The 24883-nt window shown below is 41.3% G+C and carries 26 protein-coding genes and 2 tRNA genes; 12 read left to right on the top strand and 16 right to left on the bottom strand.

Annotation, left to right across the window (positions count from 1 at the left end; translation table 11 throughout):
- Positions 1-6: 6 nt before the first annotated feature.
- The 5 genes from dapB to ubiE all read right to left on the bottom strand — a co-directional run bounded on the left by dapB (position 7) and on the right by ubiE (position 4094).
- Positions 7-804 carry a 4-hydroxy-tetrahydrodipicolinate reductase gene (gene dapB / locus IPK86_02635; GenBank protein QQS16347.1) on the bottom strand — a complete coding sequence of 266 codons (798 nt, stop codon included), beginning with the start codon at positions 802-804 and terminating at the stop codon, positions 7-9.
- 52 nt (positions 805-856) lie between these two features.
- Entirely contained in the window at positions 857-1219 is a 363-nt protein-coding gene (locus tag IPK86_02640) for an outer membrane protein assembly factor BamE (GenBank protein ID QQS16348.1), read from the bottom strand.
- 68 nt (positions 1220-1287) lie between these two features.
- Positions 1288-1743, bottom strand: coding sequence for a transcriptional repressor NrdR (nrdR, locus tag IPK86_02645; protein QQS16349.1), 456 nt, complete (start codon positions 1741-1743; stop codon positions 1288-1290).
- Between the two features lie 72 nt (positions 1744-1815).
- Complete coding sequence (gene ubiB / locus IPK86_02650) at positions 1816-3360, bottom strand: 2-polyprenylphenol 6-hydroxylase (GenBank protein QQS16350.1); 1545 nt, start codon at positions 3358-3360, stop codon at positions 1816-1818.
- Positions 3351-4094: a bifunctional demethylmenaquinone methyltransferase/2-methoxy-6-polyprenyl-1,4-benzoquinol methylase UbiE gene (ubiE, locus tag IPK86_02655; protein ID QQS16351.1), complete on the bottom strand. Its 744-nt coding sequence runs from the start codon at positions 4092-4094 to the stop codon at positions 3351-3353. Before ubiE ends, ubiB begins: the two co-directional genes overlap by 10 nt.
- Positions 4095-4321: 227 nt before the next feature.
- Between ubiE and IPK86_02660 the strand changes: the two genes are divergently transcribed.
- Together IPK86_02660 and accC are read left to right on the top strand one after the other, a co-directional pair.
- Entirely contained in the window at positions 4322-4792 is a 471-nt protein-coding gene (locus IPK86_02660; protein ID QQS16352.1) for an acetyl-CoA carboxylase biotin carboxyl carrier protein, read from the top strand.
- A gap of 67 nt (positions 4793-4859) precedes the next feature.
- On the top strand, positions 4860-6230 hold the full coding sequence (gene accC, locus IPK86_02665; GenBank protein QQS16353.1) for an acetyl-CoA carboxylase biotin carboxylase subunit: 1371 nt from the start codon (positions 4860-4862) through the stop codon (positions 6228-6230).
- A 32-nt stretch (positions 6231-6262) separates the two neighbouring features.
- Here the strand turns inward: accC and IPK86_02670 are convergent.
- The 11 genes from IPK86_02670 to selD form a co-directional block, all read right to left on the bottom strand.
- Positions 6263-6339 (bottom strand) — tRNA-Pro (locus tag IPK86_02670).
- Positions 6340-6358: 19 nt separating this feature from the next.
- The gene (locus tag IPK86_02675; protein ID QQS16354.1) at positions 6359-6670 is read right to left on the bottom strand and encodes an integration host factor subunit alpha; all 312 of its coding nucleotides are present in this window, start codon (positions 6668-6670) and stop codon (positions 6359-6361) included.
- A gap of 20 nt (positions 6671-6690) precedes the next feature.
- Entirely contained in the window at positions 6691-8712 is a 2022-nt protein-coding gene (pheT, locus tag IPK86_02680; GenBank protein ID QQS16355.1) for a phenylalanine--tRNA ligase subunit beta, read from the bottom strand.
- Between the two features lie 13 nt (positions 8713-8725).
- Entirely contained in the window at positions 8726-9709 is a 984-nt protein-coding gene (pheS, locus tag IPK86_02685; protein ID QQS17055.1) for a phenylalanine--tRNA ligase subunit alpha, read from the bottom strand.
- Between the two features lie 105 nt (positions 9710-9814).
- Complete coding sequence (gene rplT / locus IPK86_02690; protein QQS16356.1) at positions 9815-10174, bottom strand: 50S ribosomal protein L20; 360 nt, start codon at positions 10172-10174, stop codon at positions 9815-9817.
- 13 nt (positions 10175-10187) lie between these two features.
- A complete protein-coding gene (gene rpmI / locus IPK86_02695; GenBank protein QQS16357.1) occupies positions 10188-10385 on the bottom strand; it encodes a 50S ribosomal protein L35 in 198 nt (65 codons plus the stop codon).
- A gap of 330 nt (positions 10386-10715) precedes the next feature.
- A complete protein-coding gene (gene infC, locus IPK86_02700) occupies positions 10716-11249 on the bottom strand; it encodes a translation initiation factor IF-3 (protein ID QQS17056.1) in 534 nt (177 codons plus the stop codon).
- Between the two features lie 4 nt (positions 11250-11253).
- Positions 11254-13170 (bottom strand): threonine--tRNA ligase, encoded by a 1917-nt coding sequence (thrS, locus tag IPK86_02705; protein ID QQS16358.1) that lies wholly within the window; start codon positions 13168-13170, stop codon positions 11254-11256.
- Between the two features lie 116 nt (positions 13171-13286).
- Positions 13287-13364 (bottom strand) — tRNA-Val (locus IPK86_02710).
- An 87-nt stretch (positions 13365-13451) separates the two neighbouring features.
- Positions 13452-14813: a purine permease gene (locus tag IPK86_02715; GenBank protein QQS16359.1), complete on the bottom strand. Its 1362-nt coding sequence runs from the start codon at positions 14811-14813 to the stop codon at positions 13452-13454.
- Positions 14814-14948: 135 nt separating this feature from the next.
- Positions 14949-16007, bottom strand: a complete 1059-nt coding sequence (selD, locus tag IPK86_02720; GenBank protein ID QQS16360.1) for a selenide, water dikinase SelD — start codon at positions 16005-16007, stop codon at positions 14949-14951.
- 1 nt (position 16008) lies between these two features.
- On the opposite strand from selD, the gene mnmH reads away from it, so the two are divergent.
- The 10 genes from mnmH (at position 16009) to hscB (ending at position 24870) form a co-directional block, all read left to right on the top strand.
- Complete coding sequence (gene mnmH, locus IPK86_02725; protein QQS16361.1) at positions 16009-17067, top strand: tRNA 2-selenouridine(34) synthase MnmH; 1059 nt, start codon at positions 16009-16011, stop codon at positions 17065-17067.
- A 126-nt stretch (positions 17068-17193) separates the two neighbouring features.
- A complete protein-coding gene (locus tag IPK86_02730; protein QQS16362.1) occupies positions 17194-18720 on the top strand; it encodes a 2,3-bisphosphoglycerate-independent phosphoglycerate mutase in 1527 nt (508 codons plus the stop codon).
- Complete coding sequence (locus tag IPK86_02735) at positions 18711-19922, top strand: peptidoglycan DD-metalloendopeptidase family protein (protein QQS16363.1); 1212 nt, start codon at positions 18711-18713, stop codon at positions 19920-19922. Before IPK86_02730 ends, IPK86_02735 begins: the two co-directional genes overlap by 10 nt.
- Positions 19923-19956: 34 nt before the next feature.
- Positions 19957-21162, top strand: coding sequence for a S41 family peptidase (locus IPK86_02740; GenBank protein QQS16364.1), 1206 nt, complete (start codon positions 19957-19959; stop codon positions 21160-21162).
- A 202-nt stretch (positions 21163-21364) separates the two neighbouring features.
- Positions 21365-21607, top strand: coding sequence for an oxidative damage protection protein (locus IPK86_02745; GenBank protein QQS16365.1), 243 nt, complete (start codon positions 21365-21367; stop codon positions 21605-21607).
- 196 nt (positions 21608-21803) lie between these two features.
- The gene (locus tag IPK86_02750) at positions 21804-22262 is read left to right on the top strand and encodes an Rrf2 family transcriptional regulator (GenBank protein ID QQS16366.1); all 459 of its coding nucleotides are present in this window, start codon (positions 21804-21806) and stop codon (positions 22260-22262) included.
- A 58-nt stretch (positions 22263-22320) separates the two neighbouring features.
- A complete protein-coding gene (locus tag IPK86_02755) occupies positions 22321-23541 on the top strand; it encodes an IscS subfamily cysteine desulfurase (GenBank protein ID QQS16367.1) in 1221 nt (406 codons plus the stop codon).
- A 19-nt stretch (positions 23542-23560) separates the two neighbouring features.
- Positions 23561-23965: a Fe-S cluster assembly scaffold IscU gene (gene iscU, locus IPK86_02760; GenBank protein QQS16368.1), complete on the top strand. Its 405-nt coding sequence runs from the start codon at positions 23561-23563 to the stop codon at positions 23963-23965.
- A 37-nt stretch (positions 23966-24002) separates the two neighbouring features.
- Positions 24003-24326 carry an iron-sulfur cluster assembly protein IscA gene (gene iscA / locus IPK86_02765; protein QQS16369.1) on the top strand — a complete coding sequence of 108 codons (324 nt, stop codon included), beginning with the start codon at positions 24003-24005 and terminating at the stop codon, positions 24324-24326.
- Positions 24319-24870 carry a Fe-S protein assembly co-chaperone HscB gene (gene hscB, locus IPK86_02770; GenBank protein QQS16370.1) on the top strand — a complete coding sequence of 184 codons (552 nt, stop codon included), beginning with the start codon at positions 24319-24321 and terminating at the stop codon, positions 24868-24870. The genes iscA and hscB overlap by 8 nt, the downstream gene beginning before the upstream one ends.
- The last annotated feature ends 13 nt before the right edge of the window (positions 24871-24883 follow it).

The following is a 24883-nucleotide window of genomic DNA, read 5'->3' on the forward strand; positions in this document are numbered from 1 at the left end:
GTTACATTAATCAATCACATCTTGCATGCTATATAGACCAACTGGATGATTAGCTATCCAGCACGCAGCGCGTAGCGCGCCCTTTACCAAGGCTTGGCGGTTATGTGCTTTATGGATTATTTCAATCCGTTCAGCTTCTCCTACAAACCATACAGCGTGCTCACCGATAATATCACCTGCCCTGATAGAAGAAAAAGCAATGGCTTGAGGATCACGCTCCCGATGCAAGGATTGTTGATCATACACCGCACACTGATCTAAATCACGTCCTAAAGCCTCTGCAATCACTTTACCCATTTCTAAGGCAGTTCCAGATGGCGCATCAATCTTATGTTGATGGTGAGCTTCAATAATTTCCACTGCATAGTCATCTTTTAACATGTGAGCTGATGCAGCCAACAGTTTTAGCATAACGTTAACGCCAATACTAAAGTTAGGCGAATAAACCATACCAATTTGTTGAGCAGCTTGCAATAAAGCCTGTTTTTCTAATGGAGTTAATCCCGTCGTTCCAATCACCATCGGCACCTTTAACTGCTCGCATACTTTGACATATTGAATTGTTGCAGCGGGCGATGTAAAGTCAATCAACACATCCGTATGGGTCAGAGCTTTATCTATGTCATCAGAAATAGTCAACTTGCTTGAAGTATTCAATAGCTTTGACAATGGTTGACCAATAAGGGAACTTTCCGATTTTTCCAGCGCAGCACAGAGTACTAAATCAGTCGTTGACAAGATAGCCGCTGTTAAAGCACGCCCCATACGACCACCTGCACCTGTTACCGCTAATCGTAAGGCCATACTTTACACTCCATTAACCATAAATAATTCATGAATATCCAAATATATCAACCTATTTGGGCAGTAAAATTTTCGTTTTAAACGGTATGGATACAGAATGTTCAACACTTTTTAGCGCATTATCCGCAAAATAAATAACCATGCACCACTGCTCAGCAATTTTGCCGCCTTGCGCTACTGTATATTGGTAAATCCAGCGATCAGCATGTAACGCATCCGCCAACATGGGTGTTCCCAATAAATTACGCACCTGTTCAGATGTCATCCCTACTTTCAGCTGATCCAGTTGTGCCGGGGTAATAACATGTCCCTGTAAGACGACAGGTCTATAATAAATAGAAGCTCGAACATCGTAACTAAACGATGTGCAAACACTTAACATCCCCATCATAAATAAAAGCAATATACGTGCCATTTTTATCAATCCCCAACCCATCATTGACAGAGTCATTCATTATACACGCACCAATATAAGTGTTACGGTTAGTCTCTTTGCTTCATTTTCTCAATTGTTTCGGTAAATTCATCCACATCTTGAAAACTTTTATATACTGACGCAAAGCGCACATAGGCTACTTTATCAAGCTTGGTTAACTCTCTCATAACCATCTCTCCTAATTGACGAGAAGGCACTTCGCGCTCGCCCAATTGCAGTAGAATATTGCGAATCGCAACGACTGCATGGTCAACTGCCTCAATAGGTACAGGACGTTTATGCAAAGCTCGAAAAAAACTGGTTCTGAGCTTTTCAACATTAAAAGCTGAACGACGCCCATCATTTTTAATGATATGGGGCATATGTAATTCAGCAGCCTCAAAAGTGGTAAAACGTTTCTTACAAGCTAAGCAACGGCGGCGGCGGCGGATCTGGTAGCCATTCTCACTCATGCGCGAGTCCGTCACTTGTGTATCGCTATGACCGCAAAAGGAACATCTCATCTTTATTCCTTTTCAAGTAAACTAGGTATTCAATATAGCTCACAGGTTAATAAGGCTTAGAGTCTATCTTACCTAAAATAAACAAAACAACCCAATTGTAGACAAAATTAAAATCGTTACGATCAACAATCGATTCTGTTTTTGCGTCTCACGCAGCGTATGCTGTAAAAATAGTTGCGTTTGCATTGCTTGATCATTGCGTGAAAGCCATTCATACATTTTCTTTGGCATAGCAGGTAATATATTGACCCAGTCAGGCATTTCTTTATGTAACCTCTTTAAAAATCCACGCCAACCAACTTGCTCTTTCATCCATTGCGCAAGAAAAGGTTGCGCAATTGCCCATATATTGAGCATGGGATCCAATTCTCGCCCCAAACTTTCAACATACATAAGAGTTTTTTGTAGAAGAATCAGTTGGGGTTGAATATTAATTTTAAAGGTTCGACTTACTTCAAATAATTGCATAAGTAAGTCGCCAAACGAGATACGTGATAATGGTTTTTGGAAAATCGGTTCACATACTGACCGAATGGCTGATTCGAAAGCATTAATATGACCATCATCTGGCATCCAACCGCATTCTATATGCGCCGTTGCAACACGATGGTAATCACGGTTAAATAGCGCAAGAAAGTTCAGCGCTAAATAGTATTTATCATGCTCACTCAGCGTACCAATAATGCCACAATCTAGCACAATATATTGTCCTTGATCGTTAACCAATAAATTACCCGGATGCATATCGGCATGGAAAAAACCATGCTTGAACACTTGTGTAAAAAAAATGGTGACCGCAACATGTGCTAGCGCTACTGGATCGATATGTTTTTTGCGTAGAACAGTTTTATCTAATATGGGCATACCTTGCATCCACTGCATGGTCAGCACTGTTTTACTGCAATAATCAAAATAAACTTCAGGTACCAGTAGTAGCGGGTCTTCATTGGAGAAATTATGTTTCAATTGGCTGGTATTGGCAGCCTCTTGCATCAAATTCAATTCGCTATGTAATGATTGATCAAATTCCACTATAATTTCGCGTATATGCAAGCGCGAAGCGTGTGGTAAAATACGATTGAGTATTTTAGCCAGCCAATAAAATAACGCTAAGTCTTGTTCGATAATCGTTTGAATATTTGGACGCAATATTTTAACGGCTACTTCTTGGCCACGTTGTCCGTTAGCATTACGTAACCAAGCATGGTGTACCTGCGCAACAGAGGCGCTGGCAATTGGAATTGGGTCAAAATCCATATAAAGGGCTTTGATTTCGCGCTTGAACGCCTCTTGAATCTGCCGATAAACTAATTGCTCGGAAAATGGTAAGACCTGATCTTGTAATAACTTAAGTGACTGAATATATTCATAAGGTAGTAAATCGGGACGGATAGAAAGTAATTGGCCAAATTTCACAAAAATTGGCCCCAAACATTCTAGAGCCAGCCTCACCCTCTCCCATAAAGGTTTATTCGATAATTGCCCAGGGAGATAGCGCATCCATTTTAATAGCTTAGACTTGGGTCTCCAAAAACTAAGTAGATCCAATAAACCAAATCGATAACCCGTCCAAAAAATTTGCCCAAGGCGAAATAACCGACTTTGGTTCAATCGCATCGCTTAAACCCTTTATGTAAAGCAACAATACCAGCACTTAAATTAAAATAACTAACTTGGCAAAATCCTGCTTGAATCATCATCTCTTTAATCATATTTTGATCAGGATGAACCGAAATAGATTCTCCTAAATAACGATAACTGGCCTGATCATTTGCAATCCACTTGCCCAATAATGGTAAGGCTTTTAAGGTATAAAATTGATATAGTTTAAAAAAAGATCGGTGTACTTTAGAAAATTCTAAGATAATAAGTCGCCCTTTTGGTTTGAGCACGCGATACATTTCTTTTAAAGCTTGATCTTGTCTTGTCATATTGCGTAAACCAAAAGCGATAACAATACAGTCAAAATAGTTATTTTGAAAAGGTACTGCCTCAGCATCAGCATTAACAAGCGGAACAATTAAGCCTTTGTTTAACAGGCGATTACGACCAATATGTAGCATAGAGCAATTAATGTCTGCACACCACAACTCCCCTTTTTTTGAAAGTTTTTTTGAAAGATGAATCGCTAAATCACCGGTGCCGCTTGCCATATCTAAAATACGGTCTTCTGGCCGAATCATGGCAATTGTTACAGTAAACCGTTTCCATAATCGATGCAGCCCACCTGACATTACATCATTCATCAGATCATATTTTGCAGATACTTGATGAAATACCTTCGCGACTTGTTCATTTTTGTCGCACTCATCAATTTGCTGAAAGCCAAAATGAGTTTTTTTGTATGCCATGCTAGACTTATATATCGCGTTATCCAAAAGACATCATGCCAAACAAATGACATATCAGCAAGATGGCTCATTATAAATAACTCAATTGTGCCTGACATACTATCTTTTTCTTTTGCTGTTAGTAGACAATCGTTCCATCTTATGCAAAAATCACGCTTCAACAACATTGTGCTGCAATCCTTTCTTTTGCAACTAATTCCCTTCTTTTATTAAAGAGTCTTTTTACGATGGATCTACGAAAGCTAAAAACATTAATTGATTTGGTAGAAACTGCTAATATCTCAGAACTAGAGATAACTGAGGGAGAAGAAAAAGTCCGCATTACGCGCGGTGCCTTGGCGTTTCCTTTGCCACAAAAGGTGGTTGTTGCAGATCAACTTCGTTCTACTTCACAAGAAGCTGTATTGGAAAGCGTAAACATTGACCCTGTTGTTAACGGCCAACCCGAACAAACTGCTGCTAGTGGCAACACAATTAAATCTCCCATGGTTGGTGTCTTTTATCGATCCGCTTCTCCGAATGTTCCTGCGTTTGCTGAAATTGGTCAATCAGTCAAAGTGGGTGATACCCTGTGTATTATTGAGGCCATGAAATTGATGAATGAAATTAAATCGGACTATGCTGGTGTCATCAAAGCCATTCTTGTGGAAGATGGCGAGCCTGTCGAATACGGAGAGCTTTTATTTGTCATTGAATAGTCATTTAAATAGCATTAACATCAAAGCATTGTGTTTACAGCGCAACTCAACCTTTTAGGTAATCGTTATGTTTGAAAAAATACTCATTGCTAATCGGGGAGAAATTGCCTTACGTATTCAGCGTGCCTGCAGAGAAATGGATATCAAAACTGTGGTTGTCTATTCCGAGGCAGACATTAACGCGAAATATGTCAAGCTTGCCGACGAAGCAGTCTGTATTGGTCCTGCATCGCCTGCGAAAAGTTATCTGAATATTCCCGCTATTATCGCTGCTGCTGAAGTCACCCATGCACAAGCCATCCATCCTGGTTTTGGTTTTTTATCTGAGAATAGTTCTTTTGCGGAACGTGTAATTGAATCGGGATTTACTTTTATTGGACCTCGCCCTGAAACGATTCGCCAAATGGGCGATAAAATCACTGCTAAAAAAGCAATGAATGAGTCCAATGTACCCACTGTACCTGGTTCAGAAGGCGCTTTACCAGATAATGAACAGATTATTCTTGATATAGCTAAAAAAATCGGCTATCCCGTCATGATTAAAGCAGCTGGTGGTGGTGGCGGTCGTGGCATGCGCATTGTAAAGCAGGAAGCAGATTTAACAGCTGCGATTAACTTAACACGTAGTGAAGCAGGTGCCGCTTTCGGTAATCCGACGCTTTATATAGAAAAATGCTTGGAACACCCTCGACATATTGAAGTACAGGTATTGGCTGACCAATTTGGTAATGTTATATGTTTAGGAGATAGGGATTGCTCAATGCAACGCCGCCATCAAAAGATCATTGAAGAGGCCCCTGCCCCTCAAGTCAGCGACAAACAGCGAGAAAAAATTTATAAAGCCTGTATCAAAGCCTGTAAACGTGTTAAGTATCTTGGCGCTGGTACTTTTGAATTTTTATATGAAGCTGGTCACTTTTATTTTATAGAAATGAATACTAGGTTACAGGTTGAGCACACCGTCACCGAAATGATTACGGGCATTGACATTGTGCAAGAGCAAATCCGCATCGCGGCAGGTGAAAAACTCCGATACAAAGCCAAAGACGTGCAATTAACTGGTCATGCTATCGAATGCCGTATTAACGCAGAAGACCCTTTTACCTTCGCACCCAGCCCGGGTAAAATCAAAAGTTATCATCCTGCAGGTGGATTAGGTGTTCGGATTGATTCGCATATTTATCACGGCTATTCAATTCCACCACACTATGATGCCATGATTGGTAAACTAATTACGCATGGCAGTAATCGAGAACAGGCCATTGCGCGTATGCGTATTGCCTTGTCTGAAATGGTTATCATTGGGATTAAAACGAATATCCCCCTACATCAGTTTTTGCTCAACGATCCAGCATTTATAGCGGGTGGCGTTGATAACCATTACCTAGAAAGTTGGCTTGCTGAATTTCAAATACCGCAAAATACCGTATCGTCGTAAGCTACTTGTCAACAGAGTTACTTCAGACACATTGGTCGGGATGAGAAGATTTGAACTTCCGACCCTCTGCACCCCATGCAGATGCGCTACCAGGCTGCGCTACATCCCGACAACTTCATATTGCCCTGCTACTTACCCATTGTAGTTGGTTTACCAACGGTTTGTTCAAAAAATCGCTTGATATAGTCGCTTGCTTGAAAAGTGACGACACGTCTTGCGCACACGACATGGATCTGACCTGTTTTTGGATTACGACCAGGTCTTGCCATCTTGTCACGCAACTTAAAACTGCCAAATCCAGATAACCTGACTACTTCACCTGAAGCAAGCGCCAACTTCATTTCATCAAAAAATAGATCGACTATTGTTTTAGCCTCCAGTTTGGTTAATGCCATTTTATCCAATAGCAAACGCGTTAATGTCGCTTTTGTGACAGTCATCTATATAATCTATCTGTAATCTACGTTCGTAACGTTGCACCAATTGTACTGACCGCATCAAGTAACTGATCCATTGCGGCATTAATTTCGTCATCAACGAGCGTTTTATCCATAGCTTGCAACAAGACATGGTAGGCCATACTTTTCTTGCCTAGCGGGATTCCAGAACCACTATAGACATCAAATAACTCAATGGATTTGACAATATGTGGTGCATGGCAATACAAAGCATCATATAACTGCTTGGCCGAACAAGTTTTATCAACAATCAGCGCCAAATCACGCTTGACCATGGGAAACTTAGACGTGGTACGATAACTTGCTAAACATTGTTCGTATAATACTTCGATACTGAACTCACTTAAAATGGGTGCGCTAAGTAAATGATATTGCTGGGTAAGCTGGGGCGACAATTCTCCAATAACACCAATAACTTGCCGATCAAGTAAGATATTTGCAGCACGGCCTTGATGTAAGGCTAGATGTTCGATAGGCTCAAACTCGGCCTTACGCGGTGCAAACAAGGCTTCAATGTCAGCTTTAACATCATAAAAATCAACGCGTGATTCAGCATAACCCCATTGCTCAGGATAGCGCGCTCCCCAAGCTAATAAACCTATATAAGCCTTCTGCTCAGCTTGCTGATTGATCCCGCTAAAGATATTGGCTATCTCAAAACATCGCACACGCGTATGCTGGCGATCCATATAATAGATCAAACGCTCCACTAAAGTTCCTAACAGGGTGGAGCGCATCATGGTCGCTTGACTATCAATAGGGTTTAGAAGTCGCACTAAAGACGTTTGAAATGAAAAATTTTTCTCTAACGCCTCTGATACAAAAGGATAGTGAATGACTTCTTGATAGCCTCTTGCGACTAATACCTGGCGTAGGAAGCGAGATTGCACTACAGCTTTAGGTTGCAAAACCACATGCAAGGGCGCAGATGGGCTAAGCGCTGGAATATTGTCGTAACCATACAGTCTTGCAATTTCCTCAACCAAATCTTCCTCAATCATTAAATCGTTGCGAAAGCTTGGCTTGCTAACTGTAAAATGACCCGTTTGCCGTGTAAAATTAAGCATTAAACGCGCTAATATCGTAGCGATTTTCTCATCAGGAATATGGATACCAAGTAATTGCTCAACGCGTTTTGTGTGTAGATCAATAAACTGATCGCATAAACTATCGCCTTGTTTCTGAACAATCGATCCGACTTGTCCACCAAAACTTTCTACAATCAACTGGGTTACCCGTTCAAGCGCTTCTTGTTGCGCTGTACTATCAATACCCCTTTCGAACCGATAGGCCGCTTCAGAAACAATGCCCAAGCTACGTGCTTTATTAGCCACCACATTAGGTTGAAAATAGGCCGACTCTAAAAATAGATCTTGTGTCGTAGATGTCAGAGCACTTTCCATACTACCCATTATGCCCGCAAGAGACAAAGGCTTTTTGTCATCCGCAATGACTAACATCGTCGCATCCAATGTGATGAGTTGATCATTTAAGCAATGTAATACCTCGCCCATTTTTGCCATTCTAACTTGTATAGCCCCATCAATTTTTTTAGCATCAAAAATATGGAGAGGCTGTCCTAGTTCTAGCATCACATAGTTGGCTATATCAACAACTGTTGAAGTAGGTACCAATCCACTAGCTACGAGGCGATCAGTGATCAACTGTGGTACGCACCCATTGATTAAATCAATGTGTCGAATTAACCGACCAGTATAGAAACAACAGGCGCTTGGCTCATGAATATGTACAGCGGGCGCTCGGTGATACGTAATAGTAGCTGGAATAACACAGGATGGATGCCAAGGCGTGTTCGTTAAAGCGGATACTTCCCTTGCTAAACCCTTAATAGATAGGCAATCTCCACGATTAGGCGTAATTTTAAAGAGAAAAATATGATCTGTCTTACCACTTGGATATATAGCCTCAACCTCAATACCCGACACGGTTAATAATTCTGCAAGATCTTCAATTGATAGCGGAGGATCTACCCAATGGCGTAACCAGCTTTCTAGAATTTGCATCGCAGTTTATGGCTCAACAGAATTGTGCGAGAAAATCAAGATCATTTTCAAAAAACAAACGTAGATCATTCACGCCATAGCGTAGCATAGCAAACCGGTCAAGACCTATACCAAAAGCCCAACCTTGATATTGAGTAGGATCAATCCCAACATTTTGTAATACGTTAGGATGCACCATACCACAGCCAGCAACCTCTAACCAACCCTTTTCGCCCCATACATCAATTTCAGCAGAGGGTTCTGTAAAAGCAAAAAAGGAAGCACGAAAACGCACCTTAAGGTCTTCACGATCAAAAAAGCGCCGCAAAAAATCAATCATGATCGCTTTGAGTTCCGCAAAGTTTGCGCATTGATCAATCCATAATCCCTCTACTTGATGAAACATCGGGGAATGTGTTGCATCAGAATCCACGCGATAGACCCGTCCTGGTGCAATAATCTTAATCGGCGGTTGATGTGAGCGCATGTAGCGCACTTGCACAGATGAGGTATGGGTACGCAACAATTTTTCATCGGTAATATAAAATGTGTCATGCATAGCACGTGCTGGATGATTAGGTGGGATATTTAATGCTTGAAAATTATGAAAATCATCTTCAATTTCAGGACCATCAGCCACTATAAATCCAACCGATGAAAATAAATCAATAATACGCTCCAAGGTAAGCGTAATGGGATGCAATCCTCCACTTGCTTGACCGCGACCCGGCAACGTCACATCCCATGGTTCTGTTAACGATTGAGATTGCACAAGTTGCATCGTCAATTGATTTTTACAGGAGTGGTAACTTGCTAAGAACTGTTGTTTAGCAAGATTGACCGCAGTACCATAAGCTTGTCGATCTGAGATAGGCAACTGCCCAATACGTTTTAGCGCTGTGGTAAGCAGGCCGTTCTTGCCCAAATAATTGACTTTGACTTGTTCAAGTGCATACAAGTTACTCGCTTCCTGTAGCGCAGAAATACCGGACAAAATAATCTCATCCATCTGCTGCATAGTCACGTTAACCCAAAAAGATAATCATGATGACTTAACAACGTATAAACTTGCTGTCGTTTTGTATTGGCCGCTAGCACTGATCAATGCTTATTTTGCGCCATCTTACATAGCAAGACTTGCTTTGGCTTGTTCGGCAATTTTAGCAAAAGCTGGTTTGTCAAAGACAGCCATATCCGCTAACATTTTGCGGTCAATACCGATTGCTGCTTTTTTAAGACCATCCATGAATTTGCTATAATTTAAACCACACTCATTAGCTGCTGCATTAATACGCACAATCCAAAGTCGACGAAAAAGGCGTTTTTTTTGACGCCGATCGCGATAGGCGTATTGGCCCGCCTTCATGACTGCTTGTTTGGCAACACGATATACATTTTTGCGGCGACCACGAAAGCCTTTAGCCAATGTAAGGACTTTTTTATGACGTGCATGAGCTACAACACCGCGTTTAACGCGTGGCATAATCCCTCCTTATTTAAGCGTATGGCAACATCTTGGCCACGGACATCGCATCGCTCTTATGTACCATTATCATGCCACGTAGCTGACGTTTTGCTTTAGTTGTTTTTTTAGTCAAAATATGGCGCTTGAAAGCAAAAGAACGTTTAACGGAACCATTTCCCAAGATTTTCAAGCGCTTTTTTGCGCTTGATTTTGTTTTCATTTTCGGCATACGAATTTCCTGTGTTGAACCCGCTTTTTTGCAACAGATAACCTATCGTCTATCTTAACAATTTTTTCAGAGGTTGATTATACCTGATTATTTTACCATTTGGATAGCTTAAGCCGAAATGATTAGCACTCTAAACAGCGTACAATTAATTAAACAATTACCTAACCAAAGCAGCAATCTATGTAACTTAGGCATAACGAAAAAGAATAACGGCAGAATTGATGGAGCAAATTCCATCACATTTACCTAACGAGTTAATTCAACCTTTCGCTGGTGTGCAAATAGTCAACAACCACTAAACAGATTGAATCTGCCTCAACATAAGATTTTTTATTTTTTCTTTGGCACTACTACCATGATCATTTGGCGCCCTTCCATTTTGGGGAAATACTCAATCACCCCTTTTTCTAATAAGTCCTGCTCAATTTTTTTGAGTAGAGCCAATCCAAACTCTTGATGTGCCATTTCACGCCCTCGAAATCGTAAAGTAATTTTTACTTTATTCCCTTCTTCCAAAAAACGCGCCAGATTACGTAATTTTATCTGGTAGTCGCCTTCATCAGTACTGGGGCGAAACTTCACTTCTTTAATTTGTATTTGCTTTTGTTGTAGTTTTGCTTTGTGCTTTTTTTTAGATTGCTGGTATTTATATTTACCATAATCCATAAGCCGACATACAGGTGGTATTGCAGTCGGAGAAATTTCCACCAAATCTATCTCACGCTCCGCTGCAATACGCAATGCCTCTTGTACAGCCACAACACCAAATTGTTCACCCGCATCCCCAACTAATCGAATTTCCGGTACATTAATCTCGTGATTAATGCGTGCGTCACGTTCTTGAGCGATGATTAACTCCTTAATCTATTTAGTTTGATGATAGTTTCACCCTCGTTTGTTTGCTAAGTAACTCCAATAAACTTTCCATGGTCATCTGCCCCAAATCCTCCCCACGCTGACGCACAGCTACTTGCTTACTTTGAACTTCCTTATCCCCAACAATAATTTGAAAGGGTCGTTTTTGCAAGCTATGCTGGCGAAGTTTATAGCCAATTTTTTCATTTCTCACATCCAATTCACAACGAAAACCAGCTTGCTTGAGCTGCTCAAAAACACTTCCTGCGTAAGCAACTTGTTTATCTGTAATCGTTATCACTACTAATTGAATAGGAACCAACCAAAAAGGGAAATTTCCTGCATAGTGCTCAATTAGAATACCCAAAAAACGCTCTAAAGAACCTAAAAAAGCAGTGTGTAGCATCACTGGGCAACATTTAGTGTTATCTTCTGCAATATAACTGATATTGAAGCGCTCCGGTAAATTCATATCCATTTGTAAAGTGCCGCATTGCCAATCTCGACCAATCGCATCGCGAATAACAAATTCGATCTTGGGTCCGTAAAAAGCTCCTTCCTTGGGGAAAATTTGATAAGGCAACTGCATCCTGTTTAAAGCGTTGGAAAGTGCTTGCTCCAGTTTATCCCATATCGCTTCAGAACCAATTCGGTTATCGGGTCTTGTGGATAATTTAATCAATACTTGGTCAAATCCAAAATCTTTATAGATGTCTAAAATCAGCCCGATCACACCGCAACATTCCTCAGTAACCTGTGCTTCTGTACAATAGATATGAGCATCATCTTGCGTGAAATGACGCACACGCAATAGGCCGTGTAATCCGCCGGAAGCTTCATAGCGATGGACTTTTCCAAATTCTGCCATGCGAATAGGTAAATCGCGATAACTCTTAATCCCCTGCGAAAACATAGATACGGAACCCGGACAGTTCATTGGCTTGAGAGCAAAAATACGCCCATCTTCAGTTGATGTCACAAACATGTTTTCCCGGTAGTTAAACCAGTGGCCAGAAATCTCCCAAAGCGCTTTATCCATTACATCTGGTGTATTAACTTCAACATAACCTGCCTTTTCTTGGCGATGACGCATATAGCGAATAATCGTTTGAAATAAACGCCACCCTTTAGGGTGCCAAAATACTGAACCGGGCGCTTCTTCCTGCAGGTGGAATAAATCAAGCGTTTGACCCAGCTTACGATGATCACGCTTTTCAGCTTCTGTTAACCGATTTAGGTAGGCAGCTAAATCGGCTTGATTAGCCCAAGCTGTGCCATAAATACGTTGCAACATCTCATTTTTGCTATCCCCTCGCCAATAAGCGCCTGCTAATTTGGTCAATTTAAAGGCAACCAGCTTACCCGTTGAAAGAACATGCGGACCGCGACAAAGATCTGTAAATTGCCCATCACTGTATAATGTGATGGCCTCATGTTGCGGAATCCCTGCTATCAACTCACACTTGTAGTGTTCGCCCTTATGCTTGAAGTAATCTATCGCTTCATTGTGCGCCATCGTTTGGCAGTCAATCGGTAGATTTTGTTGAGCAAGCGCCCGCATTTTTTCTTCAATGATATCCAGATCTGCCGGTGTAAAGGCACGCGAAAAAGCAAAATCGTAATAAAATCCATTCTCAATAACGGGTCCAATCGCTACTTGTGCTTCAGGAAATAAAGATTTAACCGCATGGGCTAGTAAATGCGCTGTGGAGTGACGAATAATTGCTAAACCCGCTTCATCTTGATCCGTTATAACAGAAAGCGTAGCGTTATGGTCAATCATAAAACGCAGATCAACTTGTTTATCATCAACCAATCCAGCAATAACCCGCTCAAAAATCACAGGATCAATTGATTGGATGGCAGATAACACGGTAATCGGATGGTCAAAGGTATGTCGTGTACCATCTGAATATTGAATATCAATCATAGTGAAAACAAATTGGTTAACCTATCCTTAACTAAATAAACAACTCAACAACCCATTTAGGTTATTTAGTCGTGACCAAACCAGCCATGAACCAATAAGTTGACCCATGGATCAATTGGTAGGCGCGACTGGATTCGAACCAACGACCCCCACCATGTCAAGGTGGTGCTCTAGACCAACTGAGCTACGCGCCTAATAATCTACAACCCATTTAGGTTGGCTAGATTATACCCACCAAGTGGCTACTTTCACAAGAACGCCTAACCTCGGCATTTGAAGCTTTAATGCAAGGTATCTTTCGTCTTACCTGATACCATCACATCCTCTTCAGCAACTGCTTGACTGCGCAAGCCATTAAATAAAATATTCAGCAGCACTGCAGACAACGTTGCTAACAAAATACCGCTTTTTAATAACGGCGCAAGTACTGGCGGAAGTTGTACAAAAAATTGTGGGGCAACCACCGGTATCATACCCACTCCAACGCTCACTGCGATGATATATTGATTTGCCCGATTTGCAAATAAATCGGCACGCGATAAAATGCGAATACCTGTCGCTGTTACCATACCAAACATCACAATACCAGCTCCTCCTAGGACAAAAACAGGCACAGAAGCAACAATATGAGCGATTTTGGGAAATAGACCTAGCAATAATAAAATAACGCCACCAACCGCACAAACCCACCTGCTACGAACACCTGTTACCGCAACCAACCCGACATTTTGCGAAAAAGAAGTGTAAGGAAAAGTATTAAATACGCCACCAATCAACGTTCCCAATCCATCCACTCTAAGCCCTCTTATCAGAGCTTGCGTATTCACAGGTCTGCCTACAATATCACCAACCGCCAAGAACATACCGCTTGACTCAATGAAGGTAACGAGCGTCACCATAATCATGGTCACAATCGCCCAAAAATTAAAAGTTGGTAATCCAAAATGGAAAGGCAGAATGAGCCCTATGGACGCTACTTGTGTTAAATCTGGAAAGGTGATTTTTCCACACAACCAAGTAACCACAAACCCGAAAATGATACCAAGAAGCACCGAAATATCAACCCAAAAGCCCTTACCAAATTTATTGAGCGCCAAAATGAACAACAGAACAAGTGTTGATATCAATAAATAAAAAGGATGTCCATAATGCGGATTTCCAAGCCCACCAGCGGCCCAATGAATACCAACCCCCATTAACGAAATCCCAATAACCATAATAACGGTACCTGTTACCACAGGTGGAAAAAAACGAAAGAGTTTCCCGACTAAAGGCGCGATAAATATGCCGACAATACCCGCTATAATCACAGCACCGTAAATACCCAATAAACCGAGATTGGGATCACTACCAATCGCAATCATGGGAGGCACCGATGCAAAAGTAACACCCATCATAATCGGGAGTCGAATGCCAAATGGACCCATACCGATCGTTTGTAGAAGTGTCGCAATGCCGCAAGCAAAAAGATCGGCATTGATCAAAAAAGTAATTTGATCCTTCGGTAAGTGCATGGCACTACCTACAATCAAAGGAACCACAACAGCGCCAGCGTACATCACTAAAACATGTTGCAAACCCAAAGCCATCAGACGAGAAGTTGGCAATATCTCATCAACAGCATGCACTTGATTAGAGGTCATCTTGATGTTTTTTTTCAGTAAAATTAATAACCTGACAAAGCCACTCTTTAAAGATAAAGACGGGCAACTTTACATCAAATATTGAGTGCTAAAGTTAACCATTCTAATATTCCTTGATAAAAAACCAATAAACGATTATTCAAAGTGAAGATGGACAGATCCTGATTGCAACACACCAATTGCGGCAGCGTGCATAAATCCAGCTTGATGAAAGCATCGTAAAACTTGCTGTACTTGATCGGGTACTACGGCGACCATTAACCCACCGCTTGTTTGTGGATCAAACAGGAGGTTTTGCTGCCATTTTTTTAGCAATGGCGCAAAAGAAAGGTGGGATCTAAAACTTTGATCATTGCGTGCTGTAGCGCCCGGTGTAATACCCTGCTGAGCATAGGATAGCGCTTCGGGCAAAATAGGTAATTTGGTAAAATGGACTTGAGCGCCCAGTTGTGAAGCGTGACAAAGCTCAAAAAGATGACCTGCTAATCCAAAACCCGTAATATCTGTCATGGCATGCACACTAGATAAAGTACCCAACACTTCCCCTACACTATTTAATTGTGTAGTCGTTGCAATGAGTGCTTGATAGGCTGATGTCGTTAACACACCCTGCTTCATGGCATGAGCAAGAACACCAATGCCTAAAGGCTTACCGATGATCAATACATCGCCGGCTCGCGCGTCACTGTTGCGCTTTATTTTTTTTGGATGGACAAGCCCTAATACAACAAGACCATAGATCGGCTCGAGTGCGTCAACAGAATGCCCGCCAGCAATGGGTATATTGGCTTGTCGACAAATAGCTTCCCCACCTTCTAAAATGCGCTTTATGACAGCAACAGATAGCTTATCAAGCGGCATACCAACCACTGCAAGAGCCATGATGGGTTTGCCGCCCATTGCATAGATATCTGATAAAGCATTAGCTGCCGCAACACGCCCAAAATCAAAAGGATCATCAACAATCGGCATAAAAAAATCAACGGTAGCAACCAATGCCTGCTCAGCGCTAAGTTGATAAACAGCGGCATCGTCAACCGTATGATTGCCTACTAACAATGCTGGGAACGCAGCAAACTGATCAGATGCTGAAGCAATCAACTGATTAAGTAGTACTGGGGCAATTTTGCAGCCACACCCCCCACCATGCGATAATTGAGTCAGTCTAATCGGACTCAATTGAGGGTTATCCATCTTGCGCACTTCTCGTTTTGTTAGATCGGCCAATATAGCACAACTTAATGAGTTTACTGAGATCATTGATGTTCGTACGCCATCTGAGTTTGCTGCTGATCATATTCCCGGAGCACGTAACTGTCCTATTTTGAGTGATGAAGAGCGCTCAATCATTGGAGAGCTTCACCAAACCCAGCCTTTTGCGGCTCGCAAACTTGGTGGTGTTTACATTGCTCGACGTATCAGCCAATGGATTGAACAGGATTTCATTCATGCCGATCGCCATTGGAAGCCACTTTTATACTGCTGGCGCGGCGGGATGCGTAGTCGGGCTTTAGCAATTGTTTTAAACCAAATAGGTTGGCAAGCATGCCAACTTATTCAAGGATATAAAGCTTATCGCAAGCATGTACTTACAACACTTAACAGATTACCCGAACAGTTATCTCTTCATGTTGTTTGTGGATCCACGGGTACGGGCAAAAGCCAACTACTTCATGCGTTAGCTCAATATGGAGCACAAATTATTGATTTAGAAATGCTAGCACAGCACAAAGGCTCGGTTCTTGGGTTATGCTGCGATAAAATACAACCGACACAGCGAATGTTTGATTCCATGCTGTGGCAGACATTGCGTTGTTTAGATCCAAATCGTCCTATTTTTATCGAAGCAGAAAGTCGCCATATCGGCAACATTGGTTTGCCTGATGCTTTATATCAGCGCATGCATCAAAGCCATTGCATTCTTCTAGAAGCACCGATCGATCAGCGCGTACTATTCCTCTTAAAAGAATACCAATGTTTTGTGAACCAACCCGATCAGTTAATACAACAATTGACCTGCTTAATCCCTGTTAAAGGTCGCGTAATAATTGAGGAGTGGCAAAAGCTTGTTCGGCAAGGTCATTTTGCTCATTTGGTTCAGAAACTCCTTCAGCAACACTACGACCCCTTGTACTGGCGTGCTTTGCATAAAAATTACCACTATATTGGTCAAGCAAGGCTGATCACACTTCCGGATTTAGAGCAAGCAACTATCCAGCAATCTGCTTTAACATTAATCCATGCGCTAACTTAATTAAGGGTCATGGGGTAGTATACCTTCCTATATACCTTGAGCAACAAATAGTTCGGGCATCCTACTGGTTGTTAGAATCTCTTATAATACATAGCATCATAAGATAACTAGAGTTTATCAACGATCATGGTTGCTTTATCCGTAACACCCGTTTTGCTACTGATTCTTGATGGTTTTGGTCACCGAATGCAAGGTGAAGACAATGCCATATACAAAGCGCATACACCCTTTCTTGATGCGCTACGCGCCCAATATGCCTATGGAACGATTGCTACCTCCGGTCAAGTGGTAGGTTTACCGAGTGGACAGTTTGGCAATTCTGAAGTCGGACATATCAATATTGGTGCCGGACGGGTTGTGCTACAGGATATCAGTCGCATTGATGAAGCTATCCAAAATAACACTTTCACTCATCATCCCGTTTTTGTACAAGCTTTCCAAGCAGCTCAACACCATACCTTACATATTTTAGGCTTGTTATCAGATGGCGGGGTACACAGTCACGAAAAACATATCCATACACTGATTCATGCTGCACAAGCGTATGGTGTCAACCATATCTGTCTACACGCTTTTTTAGATGGTCGGGATGTGCCGCCTAGAAGCGCTTTGACTTATTTAGAACATCTTAACACGGCTTGTCGTTTAACTGGTAACACACGTATTGCTACGTTATGTGGGCGCTACTGGGCGATGGATCGAGATCAGCGTTGGGATCGGATTGAACGAGCCTACCGACTCATTGTTGAAGCACAAACCTCTTACCATTACGATACAGCAGAAGAGGCCATTCAATCTGCTTATCAAAGAGGAGAAAATGATGAATTTATTGCCCCGAGCTTGATCGGGAAACCTTGCCCAATCAATTCTGGCGACGCGGTACTTTTTATGAATTTTCGTGCCGATCGAGCTCGAGCCATAACCGAAGCTATCAGTCTGCCAATCTTCAACGCTTTTCCAGTTAATCAACCAAAATTAGCTTACTTTGCAACACTGACCACTTACAGCAAACAAATTAATTTGCCTTGTGCTTACCCGGCTCAAGCAATACGATGCAGCTTGGGAGAATATATCGCTTCACTTGGTTTACACCAATTGCGTATTGCTGAAACTGAAAAATTTGCGCATGTCACGTATTTTTTTAATGGAGGGCAAGAAGAAAAATATCCTCACGAGGTACGCATTTTAGTGCCTTCTCCACAAGTAGCAACTTATGATTTACAGCCGCAAATGAGCGCTTTTGCTGTAACTGATCAATTGATTCAAGCAATTGCCAGTCAGCAATTTGCATTCATTGTTTGCAATTTTGCTAACGGTGATATGGTCGGTCATAGTGGTTCGCTTGATGCAGCAGTTATCGCTGTTGAAACACTTGATCAATGTTTGGCGCGTTGTGTTACCACTATGCGATCAGTGGGAGGGGAAGTCATCATTTGTGCTGATCATGGAAATTGCGAACAAATGTATGATGAAGTTTATCAACAGCCGCATACACAGCATACTACCAATCCATCGCCATTTTATTACATAGGACGCTTGGCTACAATCAGGCAAGGCGGTGCATTACAAGACGTTGCGCCATCCGTTCTTGCTATAATGGGGCTACCAGTTCCAAAAGAAATGACAGGAAGGTCTTTAATCGTATGGCCATAAAAAATCATTGGCAGCAAGTTATATGGAGCATAATAGTTGGGTTATGCTTGGTATTAAGTTCGCCATGCTTAACAGACAATACGCAAAAACAATTGCAACATGTCAAACAGCAGATCCATCTTTTACAAAAAGAAATTTCTCAGCAAGAAAAAGCAAAGCAGGCGGCTAAGCACTCAATTAAAGCTTCTCAGAAAGCCCTAAAAAAAACACGTGCACTTGTTAACGCCCTAATCGCTGAACACCATACTTCTCAGAAAAAGCTATCCAGCTTATACCAAAATTTGCACGCTATTCAAAAAAGGATTGATCAAATCAGCGCTACAATTACAGGCATTTTACAAAAACAGTATGTACGCTATCGGCAATTTGCCACAACACAACTTTCAACAGCACATGAGGTAACACAACAAACTAGATTACAAAGTTATTATCAATATATTGCTAAAGCACAACAGCAGCTGATTCTCCAGCTCCAAGCGCAACAGGCGCAATTGGCTAATTTATCAAGTGAAGTAAAACGTGAATTACATCGTCTAGATCAAGCAGCAACCCAAAAAAAAATAGAAAAAAATAAGCTAGAAGCTAAAAAAAACCAGAGCTACTTACAAGAAAAAAAGTTAGCAAAAAATATTCAGTACAAAAAACAGTATTTAGCGAAATTGTTAGCAAGCGAAAAAAAGCTAAGCGCCTTAATTGCAACATTACAACGCCAAACTAGTGCAAAAACTAAAATACCAGCCTCACAAAAATCGGGTACACAAAACGCAGAACAAGTCAAAGCGGTTGCCGATGCGAGTGCGTCAGGCAAAAAATTTCTTGCACTTAAAGGAAAAATGAAACTCCCAATGGCTGGTACCATTACTGGTAAATTTGGAAAAGCAAGGAGCGCTGAAGGGGGTACATGGAAAGGTCTCTTCATCAGTACGAACACCAAGCAAAGCATTCATGCGGTAGCGGATGGTACAATCGCTCATACAGGATATATAACTGGTCTTGGTCAGGTAAGTATTGTTGAGCACGGTAAACAATATTTCACGGTTTATGCTGGACTTTCTTCAGTGAGTTTACCGCAAGGCCAAAAAGTCAAAGCGGGCAGCGTGCTGGGTCAATCCGGCGTTTTAGGTAGCGGTGAAGTCGGTTTATATTTTGAGATTCGCCATATGGGTCAACCTATTAACCCATTAAATTGGATAGTGCATTAGTCCAAGTTTTGTAGGTTTATTATGAAAGTGATGCATGATGATCAAACGGTATTTTTCTAAACTGATTGTAGTTGGTTTGAGTATGCTAGCGGGCGCCTTGTTAGCACTGGGTATCCAATCGGCACGTGGCATGGCAATGGAGAGCACTTTACCGCTCAAAGCACTTCGTACTTATGCTGAAGTATTAGAATTAATTAAGGAAGGTTACGTTGAACCAGTAGAAGACGAAAAGCTTATTGAATCTTCCATACGCGGTATGCTCTCCAACCTTGATCCGCACTCGGATTATTATGATGTGAATGCCTATAAATCCTTAATGGAAGATGCGCAAGGCGCATTTTGTGGCATTGGTATTGAAATTGCTATTGATCCGAAAAATAAGGTTGTGCATATTATTGCCCCCATTGATCATATGCCAGCTCAAAAAGCAGGGATTAAAAGTGGAGACCGTATTATTAAAGTTGGTAATAAAGCAACCACAGACATGACAGCAGATGAAGTGGTTCGATCCATTAGAGGTAAGATAGGCACCAATGTTGCCATAACGGTTATGCGTCAAAATACACCGCATCCACTTACTTTTATTGTTAAGCGTGCATTAATCAGCGAAGAGAGCGTGCGTTTTGAAAGGTTGGAACCAGACTATGGCTATATACGTATTGCAAAATTCCAAGAAAAAACCCATCAACATTTGGTCAATGCCATCAATACATTATTTAAAGAAAATAAACGGCCATTGAAGGGTTTAGTTGTTGATTTACGCAATAACCCAGGTGGTTTACTGGCCTCTGCTATTGGTGTGAGCGCTGTATTTTTGCCCCAAAACAGTCTCATTGTCCACACCAAAGGACGCATGTCAGGTACAATTGAGCGGTATTATGCAACACCAGCTCACTATCTTACCGCTTCCCACCTAACAGACCCGAATCAGTCTTTGCCTGATGGTATCAAAACGATACCAGTTGTCATATTGATTAATAGTGGCTCAGCTTCGGCCTCAGAAATTGTTGCGGGCGCCTTACAAGACTATCAACGTGCCCACATTATGGGTATTCGATCATTTGGCAAAGGATCCGTGCAATCGGTAGTCCCACTTGCAAGCGGTGGTGGTATCAAACTGACAACTGCCTACTATTTTACGCCGAACAACCGATCGATCCAAGCAAAAGGAATCACCCCAGATAGGGTCATTGAAGATCGCTCCAATACTTTTTGGTTGAAATCAGAGAATCAAATCTAAAAGGACATTTAGAAAACCCCGAAACTGGATCAACTAACACGGAAAGTCAAACCTCTCAACCCGATGCTAATGGCACATTGGTAATAACACCTAAAGCAAGTGATACATCACCGAGCACACAGCCAGACCAAAAAGACTACCAATTAGACCAAGCTCTCCTTTACTTAAAACAGCATAACTTATAAATGGGATACCCCTTATCATGACTCGCTATGTTCAATGTATCAAATTAGGTCATCAAGCAGAAGGCTTAACATCAGCACCTTTACCCACTGCATTAGGTCAGTATATCTATGAAAATGTTTCAAAAGAAGCTTGGCAGGGCTGGTTGCGCTATCAAACAATGCTGATTAATGAAAACCGCTTAAATCTTACTGACCCTAAAGCCCGAGAATACTTAACGCAACAACTTACGTTATATTTCAAAACTAAAACCGAAGCTTAAAGTAATTTGCTCCTCTCTTAGTTACGCGAATCTAAGGAGAGGCGCCATGTCTTAATGGAAACCTCCTTCATCCAGTAAGCCTGAATAATCATTGGACAAAATATGAGTAGATATTGAGTATTTATAGTTGACTAAAATACTATGATATAGTATGTTTTGACTATAAATGGGATTTGATGTTGATAAAAGGTTGATTATGCGTTTGACAACAAAGGGACGTTTTGCTGTCACAGCTATGCTGGATCTTGCTTTGCAAGTTGATCGGCACCCTATTGCTTTGAGTGACATTAGCCAGCGACAACATATTTCGTTGTCCTATTTAGAGCAGTTATTTAGCAAATTGAGACAAGCAGGTTTAGTAACCAGCACGCGCGGAGCACATGGTGGTTATATTCTTTCTAAAGAGACAAAAGATATTTCAGTAGCATCGATTATCGAAGCGGTTGATGAATATATGGACAACACAAAGTGTTTGGGTCGTAAAAACTGTCGCGGACCGAATCGTTGTTGTATCACCCATGATCTGTGGGTTTCTGTTAATCAGGTCATCAACCATCATTTTGAGCATATCTACTTAGCAGATTTGGTTGATAATCATCAAAAAAATGGGGTAGAGCTGAATCAAGAATGTACTCAAATATTTGGCTATACTTAATGAAAATTACCAACAGGAGATGGTTTTTTTCAATAATCAATCTAGAAAGTATTGCGTCATGAATAAGTCATTAACTTTACCGATCTATATGGATTATGCCGCTACGACACCAGTAGATCCTCGCGTTGCTGAAGCCATGATGCCATACCTTACTAAGCAATTTGGTAACCCAGCCAGTCGTAGCCATGTTTTTGGCTGGCGTGCTGAAGAAGCAGTAGAAAAAGCGCGTAGCCAAGTAGCTACCCTGCTCAATTGTGATCATAAAGAGATTATTTGGACTTCTGGTGCCACCGAATCTGATAATTTAGCGATAAAGGGTGCTGCATACTTTAATCGATCAAAGGGCAACCATATTATTACCGTTAAAACGGAACATAAAGCTGTTTTAGATACAGTTAGATCGCTTGAAAAATCAGGTTTTTGTGTCACACTTTTATCAGTACTACCAAATGGCTTAATTGATCTAGATAGCCTAGAAGCAGCGATTCAATCCAATACGACTTTGATTTCTGTGATGTTCGTTAATAATGAAATTGGCGTTATTCAGGATATTGAAGCTATTGGCAGTCTTTGTCGCAAACGAGGCATTATTCTACATGTTGATGCTGCGCAAGCTACTGGCAAAATAGCCATTGATTTGTCGACATTACCTGTTGATTTAATGAGCTTAACCGCCCATAAACTTTATGGACCAAAAGGTATCGGTGCTTTATATGTACGACGTAAACCGCGTGTTCGTCTCGAAGCACAAATACATGGTGGTGGTCATGAAAGAGGCTTTCGGTCAGGAACATTACCGACCCACCAAATTGTCGGGATGGGTGCCGCTTACGCTTTAGCGCAAGAAGCTATGGCAACAGAAATATCTAGACTAACAGATTTGCGTGATCGGTTATGGAAGGGGCTGGAAAATATTGAAGCTGTCTCTTTAAACGGCGACTTATCACATATGGCACCTAATATTCTAAATGTGAGCTTCAATTTTGTGGAAGGGGAAAGTTTGATCATGGCTATGAAAGATTTGGCTGTCTCTTCTGGATCAGCTTGTACATCCGCCTCGTTAGAGCCCTCATATGTATTACGTGCATTAGGTAGAGAAGATGAATTAGCGCACAGCTCTATTCGTTTTAGCATTGGTCGCTTTACGACCGAAAACGAAATTGACTATGCCATTGCCCTACTTCATAAACAAGTTGCCCAATTGCGAGAATTGTCTCCCTTGTGGGAAATGTATCAAGAGGGGATGGATTTATCCAATATAAAATGGGCAGCACATTAGTTTTTTAAAGGAGTCAATTATGGCATATAGCAAACAAGTATTGGATCACTACAAAAATCCGCGAAATGTGGGCACGATGGATAAAAACAATAACGCAGTCGGAACGGGAATGGTCGGCTCACCTTCTTGTGGCGATGTAATGAAGTTACAGATTAAGGTTAGAGAGGATGGCGTGATTGAAGATGCTAAATTTAAAACTTACGGCTGTGGATCGGCTATTGCCTCTAGTTCACTTGTTACCGAGTGGGTAAAAGGCAAAACACTCAATCAAGCATTGGCCATTCGTAACACTGCCATTGTGGAAGAATTGGCTTTACCCCCTGTTAAAATACATTGCTCTGTTTTAGCAGAAGACGCTATTAAAGCAGCAATTTCAGACTACAAAAGTAAACAGGCACTAGACCAAACAGAAAATATAGCGTAGGTGAATTTCTTTATTATTCATCTTGGTGAAAAAATAAATGGCTATTTTAGTGACGCAAAGAGCTGCAGAACATATTCGCGCTGCACTACAAAAAAGAGGTAAAGGTTTAGGTGTACGCCTAGGCATTAAAATGTCCGGCTGTTCAGGCATGACTTATAAGCTTGAGTTTATTGATGAAGCACAACCAGATGACGTGCAGTTTGAACATTTTGGTGTAGTCATTTATGCCGACTCAAAAAGTTTGCCGTATCTTGATGGGACGGAACTGGATTACGCAAAAGAAAGGCTAACGGAAGGCTTCAAATTTAACAATCCAAATGCCAAAAATAGTTGTGGCTGTGGAAAAAGTTTCTATGCCTAAACGGGATAAAACACATCTATTGACATGCGATTTCTTCGCCTTATTCGAAGAACCTTATACTTTTATTTTAGATCTTGTAGCACTTAAAAAAAAATACTACCGACTAATTGCTACGATACATCCTGATCGTTTTGTAGAAGCTTCAGATACCCAAAAGCAATTTGCCTTACTATTGTCTTCACGCTTCAATTCGGGGTGGCAAATTCTCTCAAAACCATTAGAGCGCGCTTGTTATCTCCTGTCTTTGCAAAACATTATCATAACAAATCAAATGGAGACAACTTGGCCCAAAGCATGGCTTGAAGAACAAATAGCTTGGCATGAAAGAATCGATCAAGCTCGCTATCATCCTAGTCGGCTAAAAATACTAGCCGATGAACTTGACACACAAATTGATGATTTTTACCAAGCTTTAGCAGCTCTCTTAACAAATGACTGGCAAACTGCAATACCCATTGTTCAAAAATGGCGTTTTTTTGCCAAATTAAAGCAAGAAGTTGATGATGCAATCCAATCTTTGACCTACTCAGGTCACCGCATTTAACTTAATTTAAACC

The organism is Neisseriales bacterium, assembly GCA_016699915.1.
Lineage (GTDB): Bacteria > Pseudomonadota > Gammaproteobacteria > Burkholderiales > Q3-R57-64 > Q3-R57-64.

Excerpts from the sequence above, each read along its gene's own strand:
- rpmI (QQS16357.1), bottom strand. The coding sequence starts at position 10,385 with ATGCCGAAAATGAAAACAAAATCAAGCGCAAAAAAGCGCTTGAAAATC.
- IPK86_02660 (QQS16352.1), top strand. The coding sequence starts at position 4,322 with ATGGATCTACGAAAGCTAAAAACATTAATTGATTTGGTAGAAACTGCT.
- nrdR (QQS16349.1), bottom strand. The coding sequence starts at position 1,743 with ATGAGATGTTCCTTTTGCGGTCATAGCGATACACAAGTGACGGACTCG.
- dapB (QQS16347.1), bottom strand. The coding sequence starts at position 804 with ATGGCCTTACGATTAGCGGTAACAGGTGCAGGTGGTCGTATGGGGCGT.
- rplT (QQS16356.1), bottom strand. The coding sequence starts at position 10,174 with ATGCCACGCGTTAAACGCGGTGTTGTAGCTCATGCACGTCATAAAAAA.
- IPK86_02740 (QQS16364.1), top strand. The coding sequence starts at position 19,957 with ATGATGATCAAACGGTATTTTTCTAAACTGATTGTAGTTGGTTTGAGT.
- hscB (QQS16370.1), top strand. The coding sequence starts at position 24,319 with ATGCCTAAACGGGATAAAACACATCTATTGACATGCGATTTCTTCGCC.
- thrS (QQS16358.1), bottom strand. The coding sequence starts at position 13,170 with ATGATTGATATTCAATATTCAGATGGTACACGACATACCTTTGACCAT.
- IPK86_02715 (QQS16359.1), bottom strand. The coding sequence starts at position 14,813 with ATGACCTCTAATCAAGTGCATGCTGTTGATGAGATATTGCCAACTTCT.
- IPK86_02735 (QQS16363.1), top strand. The coding sequence starts at position 18,711 with ATGGCCATAAAAAATCATTGGCAGCAAGTTATATGGAGCATAATAGTT.
- pheS (QQS17055.1), bottom strand. The coding sequence starts at position 9,709 with ATGCAGCAGATGGATGAGATTATTTTGTCCGGTATTTCTGCGCTACAG.
- pheT (QQS16355.1), bottom strand. The coding sequence starts at position 8,712 with ATGCAAATTCTAGAAAGCTGGTTACGCCATTGGGTAGATCCTCCGCTA.
- iscA (QQS16369.1), top strand. The coding sequence starts at position 24,003 with ATGGCTATTTTAGTGACGCAAAGAGCTGCAGAACATATTCGCGCTGCA.
- IPK86_02755 (QQS16367.1), top strand. The coding sequence starts at position 22,321 with ATGAATAAGTCATTAACTTTACCGATCTATATGGATTATGCCGCTACG.
- IPK86_02750 (QQS16366.1), top strand. The coding sequence starts at position 21,804 with ATGCGTTTGACAACAAAGGGACGTTTTGCTGTCACAGCTATGCTGGAT.
- iscU (QQS16368.1), top strand. The coding sequence starts at position 23,561 with ATGGCATATAGCAAACAAGTATTGGATCACTACAAAAATCCGCGAAAT.
- IPK86_02730 (QQS16362.1), top strand. The coding sequence starts at position 17,194 with ATGGTTGCTTTATCCGTAACACCCGTTTTGCTACTGATTCTTGATGGT.
- IPK86_02745 (QQS16365.1), top strand. The coding sequence starts at position 21,365 with ATGACTCGCTATGTTCAATGTATCAAATTAGGTCATCAAGCAGAAGGC.
- ubiE (QQS16351.1), bottom strand. The coding sequence starts at position 4,094 with ATGGCATACAAAAAAACTCATTTTGGCTTTCAGCAAATTGATGAGTGC.
- IPK86_02675 (QQS16354.1), bottom strand. The coding sequence starts at position 6,670 with ATGACTGTCACAAAAGCGACATTAACGCGTTTGCTATTGGATAAAATG.
- accC (QQS16353.1), top strand. The coding sequence starts at position 4,860 with ATGTTTGAAAAAATACTCATTGCTAATCGGGGAGAAATTGCCTTACGT.
- IPK86_02640 (QQS16348.1), bottom strand. The coding sequence starts at position 1,219 with ATGGCACGTATATTGCTTTTATTTATGATGGGGATGTTAAGTGTTTGC.
- selD (QQS16360.1), bottom strand. The coding sequence starts at position 16,007 with ATGGATAACCCTCAATTGAGTCCGATTAGACTGACTCAATTATCGCAT.
- ubiB (QQS16350.1), bottom strand. The coding sequence starts at position 3,360 with ATGCGATTGAACCAAAGTCGGTTATTTCGCCTTGGGCAAATTTTTTGG.